Source organism: Streptomyces sp. NRRL S-37 (assembly GCF_000721605.1).
Lineage (GTDB): Bacteria > Actinomycetota > Actinomycetes > Streptomycetales > Streptomycetaceae > Streptomyces.
Window position 1 is genome coordinate 315,262 of the sequence record NZ_JOIZ01000007.1, and the last position, 12,872, is coordinate 328,133.

Sequence of the window (12,872 nt, forward strand, 5' to 3'; positions counted from 1 at the left end):
TGCGCGGTCACCGCGCGTGAGGGGCGGTTGATCACCCCCAGTGACGAAACAAGGGCACGCGTGCGTGCCCCGTGCTTTTGAGAAAACGTTCCTTCAGTTGTTCGAAGCGGCGTGCCCGCCGGTGGTCGATGCCGACACCAGCCGGTTGCGCGCCCGCCCCATCAGCTCTTCGCGCTCGTCCTCGGTCAGTCCGCCCCACACGCCGTACGGTTCGCGTACCGCCAGCGCGTGCGCGGCGCACTCGGCGCGCACCGGGCACCTCATGCAGACCTCTTTGGCCGAGTTCTCGCGAGCGCTTCGAGCCGCACCCCGCTCGCCCTCCGGGTGGAAGAAGAGCGAGCTGTCCACCCCGCGGCAGGCGGCCAGGAGCTGCCAGTCCCACAGGTCCGCGTTCGGTCCGGGAAGGCGGGAGAAATCTGCCATTGCGTGACCCCTTGTAGCCGTTCTGGGCGGATCCGGTGTCCACGACCGTACAACTACGATCCAAGGAGATGAAAATATGACTCATTGCGAATCTAGCTCCAGACACCAACGAAGGGGAAGAAAAGGGGCTGAATGGGGCACGGCTTGTGATGAAAGTTCGGAGGACCGTCGCGCGTATCTCCATCGTGTCCGTCTCCTCACGTAGAGTGCCGAAGGTGGCAGACGGCCCCGTAACTCTTTCGAGTGACCGTCGTTGAGAGTGCGAGGCGGTTGAAGGGACAAGCGCTCGGGCGGGTGTCCGAGACGGTCGACCGCACAGGTGACGATTCCGTACCAGCCTGGAGGCTCAAGGTGACGCGCATCAGCTGCGGAGGGCGGCCATGACTTCCGTCCTCGTCTGCGACGACTCCCCGCTTGCCCGAGAGGCGCTCCGCCGCGCGGTCGCGACCGTGCCCGGCGTCGAGCGCGTGACGACGGCTGCCAACGGCGAGGAAGTCCTCCGCCGCTGGGGTGCCGACCGCTCGGACCTGATTCTGATGGACGTACGCATGCCCGGTCTGGGCGGCGTCGAGACGGTGCGGCGGCTGCTGTCCGCCGACCCCGGAGCGCGCATCATCATGCTCACGGTCGCCGAGGACCTCGACGGTGTGGCGCTCGCGGTGGCGGCCGGCGCGCGTGGCTATCTGCACAAGGACGCCTCCCGCGCGGAGCTGCGCGCCACGGTCACGCAGGCGCTCGCCGACCCGACCTGGCGGCTCGCCCCGCGCCGGCTGCGCTCCGCCGAGATGGGTGCGGCGCCCACGCTCACCGCGCGGGAGATCCAAGTCCTCGAAGGCATGAGCCATGGCCGCTCCAACGCGGAGATCGGCCGTGAACTGTTCCTCTCCGAGGACACCGTCAAGACGCACGCGCGGCGGCTCTTCAAAAAGCTCGGCGCGTCGGACCGGGCCCACGCGGTGGCGCTCGGCTTCCGGTGGGGCCTGGTGCGCTAGGGCCGGCTCGCGTCGGGAGCACGCCGGGTGGCGAGCAGGGCCCCGCGCCGCGGGACGGCGGCGGGAGCCGGGGCGTGTGCGCCCCGGCGGGGAATCCGGGCCACGTGCCCGGCGACGTGGACCGGCGGGGCAGCCGGGGCGTGGCCGGCGCGGGGCCCGTGGCCTCGCGCGGTGCGCTGTCGGCGCACGGAAAGCCCATGGCCGCGGTGGTGTGCCGCCGGTGGGGCGAAGCCCGTGGCCTCGCGCGGTGCGACGTGGCCTCGCGCGGTGCGACGCGGCCCCACGGACCGAGCCGCACGGCACACCGGGGAGCGGGCGGATCCCGGGGCAGATCGCGCCCGCCTGGAGCACGCCGAGCCGGCGGAGCCGGCCGGACCCGTCGGGCCTGGGGAGGTGCGAGCCCTTGTCGTCGGCTGCGCGCGGGTGCGGGCACGCCTGTCGCCCGTCGTGCGGGGTGTGGAAGCCCTGCCGTCCGCCTGGCCGGGGTGCGCAAGCTCTCGTCCGTGCGGGGCGTGGAGCCCCTGCCGTCCGCCGGATCCAGGGTGCGCAGGCTCTCGTCGTCGGCCGCGCTCGGGGTGCGGATATGCCCGTCGTGCGGGGTGTGGAAGCCCTGCCGTCTGCCGGGCCGGGGCGCGCGGGCCGGGGCGCGGGAGCCCCGCAGTCGGCCGCGCTCAGGGCCGGGGGCACGCCCGTCGTACGGGGCGCGGAAGCCTCATTGTCCACCATGCCCGGGCGCGGAAACCCCGGTCACCAGCGCCTCGGCGGCAGCCGCCGGGTGCCCACTGCTCGTTTCGCCGCGGATGCCGCATCCTTGAGGTGTGGAGTTCCTCGGGGACGAGTCGGTCGAGCGGAAGGGGAGGGCGCAGGGGATGAGTTCCGGCGCACCTGCTCATAACGCTTCGGTGCACAACCAGGGACACGGTGCCGCGGACCAGACGTCCGCAGGGCACCATGGACCGATGCGCGACGACGAGGCGGGCACTGCCCAAGGGGCGATCGGCGCGCTCGTCCACCGCGCGGTCGACGGAGACGAGCAGGCCACGCACGATCTGCTCGCCCATGTCCACCCGCTGGCACTGCGCTACTGCCGCACCCGGCTGTCGCGGCTGCCCGGCGACGCCCGGCACTTCGTCGAGGACCTCGCCCAGGAGGTCTGCGTAGCGGTGCTCCTCGCGCTGCCCCGCTACAAGGACACCGGCCGGCCCTTCGAGGCGTTCATCTTCGCCATCGCCTCCCACAAGGTCGCCGACCTCCAGCGCGCGGCGATGCGGCACCCCGGCTCGACGGCCGTGCCCTCCGACGAGATGCCCGAACGCCCCGACGACTCCCTCGGCCCCGAGGAGCGTGCCCTGCTCAGCAGCGACGCGGAATGGGCCAAGAAACTGCTGGCCAACCTGCCCGAGAACCAGCGCGAGCTGCTTCTGCTGCGGATCGCCGTGGGCCTCACGGCGGAGGAGACTGGACAGATGTTGGGAATGTCACCCGGCGCCGTCCGGGTGGCCCAGCACCGCGCGCTGAGCCGGCTGCGCGCCCTGGCGGAGCAGTAACCCCCGCCACCGCGCCGCCCCTTCGGCATACGAACGGAATATGAACGGAAGATCAGCCGTTCCCGTACGAACATACGAAGCCTGGAGCCGTGCGAAACCGTGGAATGAGACACCCACGCTTCCCGTTAGCATGGACATCCGCACCGATCAAGGCCATTTGGGGAAGGTGTCATGACTGCCAACGTCGACGGAGTGCCCGCCAAATTCGCGACACTCGGGCTCACCTACGACGACGTGCTGCTGCTGCCGGGCGCATCCGAAGTGCTCCCCAACGCGGTCGACACCTCGTCCCGCGTCTCCCGCAACGTCCGGGTGAACATCCCCCTGCTCTCGGCCGCGATGGACAAGGTCACCGAGTCCCGCATGGCGATCGCCATGGCCCGTCAGGGCGGCGTCGGCGTGCTCCACCGCAACCTCTCCGTCGAGGACCAGGCCAACCAGGTCGACCTGGTGAAGCGCTCCGAGTCCGGCATGGTGACCGACCCCATCACCATCCACCCGGAGGCCACGCTCGGCGAGGCCGACGCCCTGTGCGCGAAGTTCCGCATCAGCGGTGTCCCGGTCACCGACGGCAACAAGAAGCTGCTCGGCATCGTCACCAACCGCGACATGGCCTTCGAGACCGACCGTTCCCGTCAGGTGCGCGAGGTCATGACCCCGATGCCGCTGGTCACCGGGCACGTCGGCATCTCCGGCGTCGAGGCGATGGAGCTGCTGCGCCGCCACAAGATCGAGAAGCTTCCCCTGGTCGACGACGCGGGCATCCTCAAGGGCCTCATCACGGTCAAGGACTTCGTGAAGGCCGAGCAGTACCCCCACGCCGCCAAGGACGCGGAGGGCCGCCTGATCGTGGGCGCCGCCGTGGGCGCCAGCCCCGAGGCACTGGAGCGGGCCCAGGCGCTCGCCGAGGCCGGTGTGGACTTCCTGGTCGTCGACACCTCGCACGGACACAACAGCAACGCGCTGAGCTGGATGGCGAAGATCAAGTCGAGCGTCGGCGTCGACGTGATCGGCGGCAACGTGGCCACGCGCGACGGCGCCCAGGCGCTGATCGACGCCGGTGTCGACGGCATCAAGGTGGGCGTCGGCCCCGGTTCGATCTGCACCACCCGGGTAGTCGCCGGCATCGGCGTCCCGCAGGTCACGGCCATCTACGAGGCGTCCCTCGCGGCCCGCGCGGCGGGCGTCCCGCTGATCGGCGACGGTGGCCTGCAGTACTCCGGCGACATCGGCAAGGCGCTCGCCGCCGGCGCCGACACCGTGATGCTGGGCAGCCTCCTCGCGGGCTGCGAGGAGTCCCCCGGCGAGCTGCAGTTCATCAACGGCAAGCAGTTCAAGTCGTACCGCGGCATGGGTTCGCTGGGCGCCATGCAGTCCCGGGGACAGGGCCGGTCGTACTCGAAGGACCGCTACTTCCAGGCCGAGGTCGCCTCCGACGACAAGCTCGTGCCCGAGGGCATCGAGGGCCAGGTGCCCTACCGCGGCCCGCTGGCCAACGTGCTGCACCAGCTCGTCGGCGGTCTGCGCCAGACGATGGGCTACGTGGGCGCCGCGACCATCGAGGAGATGGAGTCCAAGGGCCGCTTCGTCCGCATCACGTCGGCCGGCCTCAAGGAGAGCCACCCGCACGACATCCAGATGACGGTCGAAGCGCCGAACTACAGCCGTAAGTAGTCAGAAGGCCTTCCAGGGCGGTCCCGGACACCTCCGGGACCGCCCTCGGCGTGTCCGTCGGGGATACTGGAAGGCGCTGCAACGCATCAGGGAAAGGCCACAGACGTGACTGAGATCGAGATCGGGCGCGGCAAGCGCGGCCGCCGGGCGTACGCCTTCGACGACATCGCCGTCGTCCCCAGCCGCCGTACGCGGGACCCGAAGGAGGTCTCGATCGCCTGGCAGATCGACGCCTACCGCTTCGAGCTGCCGTTCCTGGCCGCTCCCATGGACTCGGTCGTCTCGCCGGCCACGGCGATCCGCATCGGCGAGCTCGGCGGCCTCGGCGTGCTGAACCTCGAGGGCCTGTGGACGCGCTACGAGGACCCGCAGCCGCTGCTGGACGAGATCGTCGGCCTGCCCGCCGAGGCGGCCACCCGCCGCCTCCAGGAGATCTACGCCGCTCCCATCAAGGAGGAGCTGATCGGGCAGCGCATCAAGGAGGTGCGCGACTCCGGCGTCGTCACCGCCGCCGCGCTCTCCCCGCAGCGCACCGCCCAGTTCTCCAAGGCCGTCGTCGACGCGGGTGTGGACATCTTCGTCATCCGCGGTACGACGGTGTCGGCGGAGCACGTCTCCGGCGCGCACGAGCCGCTCAACCTGAAGCAGTTCATCTACGAGCTCGACGTCCCGGTGATCGTCGGCGGCTGCGCCACGTACACGGCCGCCCTGCACCTGATGCGCACCGGTGCGGCGGGCGTCCTCGTCGGCTTCGGCGGCGGCGCCGCGCACACCACGCGCAACGTGCTCGGCATCCAGGTCCCCATGGCCACCGCGGTCGCCGACGTGGCCGCCGCCCGCCGCGACTACATGGACGAGTCCGGCGGCCGGTACGTGCACGTCATCGCGGACGGCGGTGTCGGCTGGTCCGGTGACCTGCCCAAGGCCATCGCCTGCGGCGCCGACTCCGTGATGATGGGCTCCCCGCTGGCCCGCGCGACGGACGGCCCGGGCAAGGGCCACCACTGGGGCATGGAGGCCGTCAACGAGGAGCTGCCGCGCGGCCAGAAGGTCGACCTGGGCACGGTGGGCACGCTGGAGGAGATCCTCACCGGCCCGTCCCACACCCCCGACGGCTCGATGAACCTCTTCGGCGCCCTGCGCCGCGCGATGGCCACGACCGGCTACAGCGAGCTGAAGGAGTTCCAGCGCGTCGAGGTGACGGTGGCGGACTCGCAGCACCGGCGGTAGGGCCGGGCGGGCTTCGACACGGCACTGAGGAGGCCGGTCACCTGGTGAGGTGACCGGCCTCTTTCGCGTGTCCGGGGGCGCGCGTGGTGTTCAGGGGGCGCGCCGTGGGCCGTCACCGCAAGCCCACCGCCTGGGACCGGATCCGTCTTCGGATGGTGAAGTTCCGGAGGAGGTGCATCTTGTGGATTTACGGAAAGTGAGCGGCCACCCCTACAAGAACTAGGGGTGGACACTCCGTTCACTTTTCAGGGGCCTACCGCAGTACCCGCTGCGGTGGGCTCCACCTGTTTCTACCGTACCCGCGCAACGCCCCGCCCACCACCGACCCCTGTGGCGTGGAGGGCGCCCGCGCGCCCCTCTCACAACCGATGCGCCGCCCCCGTAGGCGTGGCCCCCCGCGTGTCCAGCATCAGCTGGGCCTTCACCGACAAGCCCTGGAGGTCGTACGTGCGGTGGTGCTGGAGGAGGATCGTCAGGTCGGCGTCGGCGGCGGCCTCGTAGAGGGAGTCCGCGCGGGGGACGGGGTGGTCGAGGACGTTCCAGGACGGTACGTGCGGGTCGTGGTAGCTGACGGAGGCGCCCAGCTCCATCAGCCGGACCGCGATCTCCTGGGCCGGGGAACCCTGCCGGTCGGCGAGGTCGGGCTTGTAGGTGACGCCGAGGAGCAGCACCCGTGCGCCGCGCGCCGACTTGCCGTGCTCGTTGAGGAGGGCGGTAGCGCGCTGCACGACGTAGCGCGGCATGCGGTTGTTGACCTCCTGGGCCAGTTCCGCCATGCGCAGGGTGCGGCCCGCGTGGGTGGTCAGGTCCTGGGGGACGGCGTGGCCGCCGACGCCGGGGCCGGGGCGGAAGGGGTGGAAGCCGAAGGGCTTGGTCTCCGCGCATCTGAGGACGTCCCACAGGTCGATGCCGAGGTCGTGGCAGAGGGCGGCCATCTCGTTGACGAGGGCGATGTTGACGTGCCGGAAGTTGGTCTCCAGGAGCTGTACGGTTTCGGCCTCGCGCAGGCCGCGCGCGCGGACGACCTTGTCGGTGATGCGTCCGTAGAAGGCGGCGGCGGACTCGGTGCAGGCGGGGGTGAGGCCGCCGATGACCTTCGGGGTGTTGGCGGGGGTGTGGTCGCGGTTGCCGGGGTCGACCCGGCTCGGGGAGTAGGAGAGGTGGAAATCATGCCCCGCGCGCAGGCCCGACCCCGATTCGAGCAGACGCAGCAGGGGCCCCTCCGTGGTCCCGGGGGGTACCGGGGACTCGAGGATCACCGTGGTGTGCGGGCGCAGCCGCGCGGCGAGGGTGCGGGCGGCCGTCTCCACCTGGCCCAGGTCCAGCCCGCCGTCCGCGCCGCGCGGAGTGGGTGCGCAGATGACGGCGGTGCGCACCCGGCCGAGCTCGGTGGCGTTGGCGGTCGTACGGAAGCCCTGTGCGAGCATGCGGCGCTGTTCGGCGGCGCTGAGGAAGCCCGGCTCGGGGCCGGTCCGGTAACCGATGGTGGAGATGCCGGCGGCGACGGCGGCCTGGGCCAGGGGCAGGCCGTACGGGCCGAGTCCGATGACGGCGAGGTCTGCGGGCATGGCGTGGACCGTCCTTCCCAATAACCGGAGTGCGACAGGTGCGCAAGCCCTGTGGACTGGACAGGCGAGCGCAATGTCAGACTAGGAGTAAATATGACCGATATGCGGGATTGGTCGGCTGAGTTTCGGTGAGTCGTCCCGCACGGGTTGTCCACAGGCTGAGGGTCCGTGGTGGCTGAAGTCGGGCAAGCCGGTCAGAATCTGGGCATGAGGGTGGGGGACCGGGCTTCGCCCGACGGGTGCGGCCGATGCGACCGATGAGCGGGAGGCAGCGGTGAGGACAGCGACACTGGGGCCGGCACAGCGCGCCGGATCACTCGCGTCCATGGCCGAGCACGAGCTGGACGTGCTGGTGGTGGGCGGTGGCGTGGTCGGTGCGGGTACGGCGCTCGACGCCGCGACGCGCGGTCTGTCCACGGGTCTGGTCGAGGCGCGTGACTGGGCGTCGGGCACCTCCAGCCGGTCCAGCAAGCTGATCCACGGTGGCCTGCGCTATCTGGAGATGCTCGACTTCACGCTCGTACGGGAGGCGTTGAAGGAGCGCGGCCTGCTGCTGGAGCGGCTCGCTCCGCATCTGGTGCGCCCGGTGCCGTTCCTGTACCCGCTGCGGCACAAGGGCTGGGAGCGGTGGTACGCCGGGTCGGGCGTCGCGCTGTACGACACCATGGCGATGGCCCGGGGGCACGGGCGCGGCCTGCCCGTGCACCGCCACCTGACCCGTCGTCACGCGCTGCGGGTGGCACCCTGTCTGAAGAAGGACGCGCTGGTCGGAGCCCTGCAGTACTACGACGCTCAGATGGATGACGCCCGGTTCGTGGCGACGCTGGTGCGCACGGCGGCGGCGTACGGTGCGAAGACCGCCAACCGCGCGCGGGTCACGGGGTTCCTGCGCGAGGGGGAACGCGTCGTGGGCGCCCGGGTGCAGGACGTCGAGGGCGGCGGCGAGTACGAGATCCGCGCCAAGCAGATCGTCAACGCCACCGGGGTGTGGACCGACGACACCCAGGCGATGGTCGGCGAGCGCGGACAGTTCCACGTACGGGCCTCGAAGGGCATCCACCTGGTCGTCCCCAAGGACCGCATCCACTCCACGACCGGGCTCATCCTGCGCACCGAGAAGTCCGTGCTGTTCGTCATACCCTGGGGCCGGCACTGGATCGTGGGCACCACGGACACCGACTGGGACCTCGACAAGGCGCACCCGGCCGCGTCCAGCGCGGACATCGACTACCTGCTGGAGCACGTGAACTCGGTGCTCGCGGTGCCGCTGTCGCGGGACGACGTGGAGGGCGTGTACGCCGGTCTGCGGCCGCTGCTCGCCGGTGAGTCGGATGCCACGAGCAAGCTGTCCCGCGAACACACCGTGGCGCATCCGGTGCCCGGGCTCGTCGTGGTGGCGGGCGGCAAGTACACGACGTACCGGGTCATGGCCAAGGACGCGGTGGACGCGGCGGTGCACGGACTCGACGTGCGCGTCGCCGACTGCGTCACCGAGGACACGCCGCTGGTCGGCGCCGAGGGCTACCACGCGCTGTGGAACGCGCGGGCGCGCACGGCCGCGCGCACCGGCCTGCACACGGTACGGGTGGAGCACCTGCTGCACCGGTACGGCGCTCTGGCGGAGGAGGTCCTGGACCTCATCGCCGCGGACCCCTCGCTGGGCGAGCCGCTCCGGGCGGCCGACGACTATCTGCGTGCCGAGATCACCTATGCCGCCTCGCACGAGGGCGCGCGGCACCTGGACGACGTGCTGACCCGGCGCACCCGCATCTCGATCGAGACGTTCGACCGGGGGACGCGCAGCGCCCGCGAGGCGGCCGAGCTGATGGCGCCGGTGCTGGGCTGGGACAAGGACCAGATCGAGCGCGAGGTGCGGCACTACGAGAAGCGGGTGGAGGCCGAGCGGGAGTCGCAGCGGCAGCCCGACGACCTGACGGCGGACGCGGCACGGCTGGGGGCTCCGGACATCGTGCCTTTGTAGCCGCGGGCTGCGGGGCGTGGGTCGTGGGCCGTGAGGCGTGGTTCGCGGGCCGTGAGGCGTGGGCCGTGAGCCGCAGGCCGCGAGTCGCCGGCCACCGGTCCGAATCACTCGAACGGGTGGCGAGATCCGGGATATCCGTTCGGAACCCGGTCGTTCTAAGAGGTGCGAGGGCAGAACTCGGCCGCGAGCATCGCGGGTTCGAGGCCGGGATCCGTCATCGACTCCGTGTTCACGCGGAAGGTGAGGACACGCCGGCCGTCGACCGTGGCCGCGGTGCGCACGTAGCTGCCGGAGATGCGCCCGTTGTGCCCCCACACCGTGGTGCCGCACGGAAGCGTCACAGGAAACAGACCCATGCCGTACGAGCCGTGTGCGGCGCGGGTGTCGAGCATCTCGCGCAGCCGGCGCGGGGGCAGCAGTTCACCGCCGAGCAGGGCCGCGTAGAAGCGGTCCAGGTCGGCGAGCGTGGTCACCAACTCGCCCGCGGCGCCGGCCACCCGCGGATCGAGCCGGGTGACGTCGGTTCCGTCGGCCGCGTAGGAGTGGCCGTGCGGCGAGGGCAGAGAGGTCAGGGAACCCGGGAAGGAGGTGCCCATCAGGCGCAGCGGAGCGATGATGCGGCGCTCGGCCTCGGCGGCGTACGAGCGGCCGGTGACCTGTTCGACGACCAGGCCGAGCAGGACGTAGTTGGTGTTCGAGTAGGAGAAGCGGCCGGGGTCGGCCGGAGGGTGGGTGAGTGCGATGCGTACGGCCTGAAGAGGGGTGACCGGCACGGTGCCTCGCGTGTCCGCGGAGAAGTCGTACAGGCCGCTGGTGTGGGTGAGCAGGGAACGCAGGGTCAGCGCGCGGCCGTCGTTGCCCGCTCCCCGCACCAGGCCGGGCAGATGCTCCTCCACGGTGTCGGACAGCGACAGGCGGTCCTCGTCGGCCAGTTGCAGGACGACCGTGGCCACGAACGTCTTGGTGATGCTGCCGGCGCGGAAGTGGTCGGCGCGCTCGATGTCCGGGCCGGCGTCGGCGTAGTGGGCGCCGGTCTCCTCCTGGGCGAGCAGGGCCGCGGCGGGGGCGCCGCCCCGTGTGACCAGCAGCGGGAGGAGCGCGTCCGTGGGCGGGACGGCCGGGTCCGAGGAGGCGGCCGGGGCCAGGGCGAGCAGGGTCAGGGACACAGGAACGGCCAGTAGTGTCCGTAGCGGCGGCATCCCGGATCCTCCTATGTCGGAGCCCCATCATGCAGGGCGGAGGGGCGTGTCCGCCCTCCCAGGTGCCGGGCGCGCCGGGCCCGGTGCGCGGCCAGAGGCACCCTGGGCGTCGACCACTTGTCGGGTGAGGGACAATGAAGGCTCTGTCAGGGCGGGTTGCATGAGGGGACGCATGTCGGAGGCGGAGCGGGCGGGGACATCCCGTCAGGACAAGAGCGCACGTCTCCTCGCCGGGCGGTACCGGCTGGGAGATGTGCTCGGCCGCGGCGGCATGGGCACGGTGTGGCGGGCCCAGGACGAGACCCTGGGGCGGACCGTCGCCGTCAAGGAGCTCCGTTTCCCGTCGAACATCGACGAGGACGAGAAGCGGCGGCTGATCACCCGGACCCTGCGCGAGGCCAAGGCGATCGCGCGGATCCGCAACAACAGCGCCGTGACGGTCTTCGACGTGGTCGAGGAGGACGACCGGCCCTGGATCGTGATGGAACTCGTCGAGGGCAAGTCGCTCGCCGAGGCCATCCGGGAGGACGGCCTGCTGGAACCGCGGCGCGCGGCGGAGGTCGGCCTCGCCATCCTGGACGTCCTGCGCTCCGCGCACCGCGAGGGCATCCTGCACCGTGACGTGAAGCCGTCGAACGTGCTGATCGCCGAGGACGGCCGGGTCGTGCTCACGGACTTCGGCATCGCCCAGGTCGAGGGCGACCCGTCCATCACCTCGACCGGCATGCTGGTCGGCGCCCCCTCCTACATCTCCCCGGAGCGGGCCCGCGGGCACAAGCCGGGGCCGGCCGCCGACCTGTGGTCGCTCGGCGGACTGCTGTACGCGGCGGTGGAGGGCACTCCGCCGTACGACAAGGGGTCCGCGATCGCGACGCTCACGGCGGTGATGACCGAGCCGCTCGACGAGCCGAAGAACGCGGGACCGCTCAGGGACGTCATCTACGGGCTGCTCAACAAGGACCCCGCCCAGCGGCTCGACGACAGCGGCGCCCGGGCCATGCTGAACGCGATCCTCGCCGCGCCCGCGCCCAAGGAGGCCGGGGAACCGGCGGACGCGACGAAGGTCGTGCCGCTGCCCGAGCAGCCGGACGAGCGGGCGGGCAGCGGGGGCAGGCGCGGCGAGGAGGCCGGGGAGAAGCTGCGGGGCGCGCTGCGTTCCGTGCGGAAGGCGGCGGTGGCGGCCGGTTCGGCCGGTGCCGCCGCGGCGACCCGCGCCAAGTCCGGCGGTGCCGGAGCCGCTTCGGCCGCGGGAACCAGGAGCACGGCGGCGGGTGCCTCCGGGACGAGGCCCGGCGTGGCGTCGCCCTCCGCCCCGGCCGCGAAGCCCGCCGCGCACCCGGCCCAGGCACCCGGCCCGGGTGCGCCGGGGACCGCACGGCAGAAGCCGGCCGCCGGTGGCCGCAGTTCGGGCTGGCCGGTGATGACGCCGCCGGACCTGCCGGCCAGGGCCGTGCCGCGGGCGCCGCTCACCGATGTGGTGCCGCGCCGGACGCTGGTCATCATCGCGGTGGTCGTGGTGCTCGCTGTGCTCGGCACCGTGCTGGCCCTCACGCTCGGCGACGACGAGGGCGGCAAGGGAGCCGAGGGCAGCAGCGGCGGGACCGTCGCCAGCGGGACCCCGAGCGCCGACACCAAGGGCGACGAAGGCGACGGCACCCGCACCGACGGCACGGCGACCGGGCCGACGGACACGGGAGCGGGCTCGGCGACCGCCACAGCCGGCGCCGGCGGAGCGGCCGGGGACGAGGACGCGGACGAGGCCGGGGAAGAGGACGAGGACGACGGCGGTACGCCGGCGGCGGAGACGTACAACGGGAACCAGGGGTACTCGATCGGGCTGCCCGAGGGATGGAAGTTCCAGTCGACGGGGGCCGCCGGGGACCGCTTCACCGGACCGGACGGGCAGAAGCTGCTCATCGGCTGGACGACCACGCCGAAGGACGACCCGGTCGCCGACTGGAAGAACCAGGAACGCGCCATGGTGCGTTCCCAGTACCAGCGGATCCGTATCGAGGCGGTGGACTACCGCGGCTGGGACACGGCCGACTGGGAGTTCACCTATGTGGAGAGCGGGACCAAGTACCGGTCCATCGACCGGGGGACCGTCGTCGGCGACCGGCTCGGGTACGGGCTGATGTACACGGCCAAGGCCGCCGACTGGGGCAGCGACCGGCGCAAGGACACCTGGCGGACGCTGACGGAAACGTTCCGGCCGAAGTCCTGAGCATGAGCGGCCCGCGGAATGGGGAGGCAGATGT

Annotated in this window: 9 protein-coding genes; 6 read left to right on the forward strand and 3 right to left on the reverse strand. The window is 71.8% G+C overall.

Annotated features, from left to right (window positions below; all coding sequences use genetic code 11):
• Window positions 1-93: 93 nt before the first annotated feature.
• Window positions 94-423 carry a WhiB family transcriptional regulator gene (locus tag IH50_RS0114370; protein ID WP_030861143.1) on the reverse strand — a complete coding sequence of 110 codons (330 nt, stop codon included), beginning with the start codon at window positions 421-423 and terminating at the stop codon, window positions 94-96.
• 380 nt (window positions 424-803) lie between these two features.
• Between IH50_RS0114370 and IH50_RS0114375 the strand changes: the two genes are divergently transcribed.
• The 4 genes from IH50_RS0114375 (at window position 804) to IH50_RS0114390 (ending at window position 5,866) form a co-directional block, all read left to right on the forward strand.
• Window positions 804-1,415, forward strand: a complete 612-nt coding sequence (locus tag IH50_RS0114375; RefSeq protein ID WP_003948568.1) for a response regulator transcription factor — start codon at window positions 804-806, stop codon at window positions 1,413-1,415.
• Window positions 1,416-2,374: 959 nt separating this feature from the next.
• Window positions 2,375-2,962 (forward strand): sigma-70 family RNA polymerase sigma factor, encoded by a 588-nt coding sequence (locus tag IH50_RS0114380; protein ID WP_030829597.1) that lies wholly within the window; start codon window positions 2,375-2,377, stop codon window positions 2,960-2,962.
• A 171-nt stretch (window positions 2,963-3,133) separates the two neighbouring features.
• Window positions 3,134-4,636 (forward strand): IMP dehydrogenase, encoded by a 1,503-nt coding sequence (gene guaB / locus IH50_RS0114385; protein ID WP_030861145.1) that lies wholly within the window; start codon window positions 3,134-3,136, stop codon window positions 4,634-4,636.
• Window positions 4,637-4,741: 105 nt separating this feature from the next.
• Window positions 4,742-5,866, forward strand: coding sequence for a GuaB3 family IMP dehydrogenase-related protein (locus tag IH50_RS0114390; protein WP_030861148.1), 1,125 nt, complete (start codon window positions 4,742-4,744; stop codon window positions 5,864-5,866).
• 359 nt (window positions 5,867-6,225) lie between these two features.
• Here the strand turns inward: IH50_RS0114390 and IH50_RS0114395 are convergent, their stop codons facing one another.
• Window positions 6,226-7,434, reverse strand: coding sequence for a nucleotide sugar dehydrogenase (locus tag IH50_RS0114395; RefSeq protein ID WP_030861149.1), 1,209 nt, complete (start codon window positions 7,432-7,434; stop codon window positions 6,226-6,228).
• 274 nt (window positions 7,435-7,708) lie between these two features.
• Between IH50_RS0114395 and IH50_RS0114400 the strand changes: the two genes are divergently transcribed.
• The gene (locus tag IH50_RS0114400) at window positions 7,709-9,415 is read left to right on the forward strand and encodes a glycerol-3-phosphate dehydrogenase/oxidase (RefSeq protein WP_030861151.1); all 1,707 of its coding nucleotides are present in this window, start codon (window positions 7,709-7,711) and stop codon (window positions 9,413-9,415) included.
• 155 nt (window positions 9,416-9,570) lie between these two features.
• Here IH50_RS0114400 and IH50_RS0114405 read toward each other — a convergent pair whose 3' ends face one another.
• Complete coding sequence (locus IH50_RS0114405) at window positions 9,571-10,614, reverse strand: serine hydrolase domain-containing protein (protein ID WP_030861153.1); 1,044 nt, start codon at window positions 10,612-10,614, stop codon at window positions 9,571-9,573.
• 172 nt (window positions 10,615-10,786) lie between these two features.
• Here IH50_RS0114405 and IH50_RS0114410 point away from each other — a divergent pair, with 172 nt between their 5' ends.
• A complete protein-coding gene (locus IH50_RS0114410) occupies window positions 10,787-12,838 on the forward strand; it encodes a serine/threonine-protein kinase (protein WP_030861155.1) in 2,052 nt (683 codons plus the stop codon).
• Window positions 12,839-12,872: the final 34 nt, after the last annotated feature.

Coding starts and splice junctions, on each gene's coding strand:
- IH50_RS0114380 (WP_030829597.1), top strand. CDS start 2,375: ATGCGCGACGACGAGGCGGGCACTGCCCAAGGGGCGATCGGCGCGCTC.
- IH50_RS0114370 (WP_030861143.1), bottom strand. CDS start 423: ATGGCAGATTTCTCCCGCCTTCCCGGACCGAACGCGGACCTGTGGGAC.
- guaB (WP_030861145.1), top strand. CDS start 3,134: ATGACTGCCAACGTCGACGGAGTGCCCGCCAAATTCGCGACACTCGGG.
- IH50_RS0114405 (WP_030861153.1), bottom strand. CDS start 10,614: ATGCCGCCGCTACGGACACTACTGGCCGTTCCTGTGTCCCTGACCCTG.
- IH50_RS0114395 (WP_030861149.1), bottom strand. CDS start 7,434: ATGCCCGCAGACCTCGCCGTCATCGGACTCGGCCCGTACGGCCTGCCC.
- IH50_RS0114410 (WP_030861155.1), top strand. CDS start 10,787: ATGTCGGAGGCGGAGCGGGCGGGGACATCCCGTCAGGACAAGAGCGCA.
- IH50_RS0114375 (WP_003948568.1), top strand. CDS start 804: ATGACTTCCGTCCTCGTCTGCGACGACTCCCCGCTTGCCCGAGAGGCG.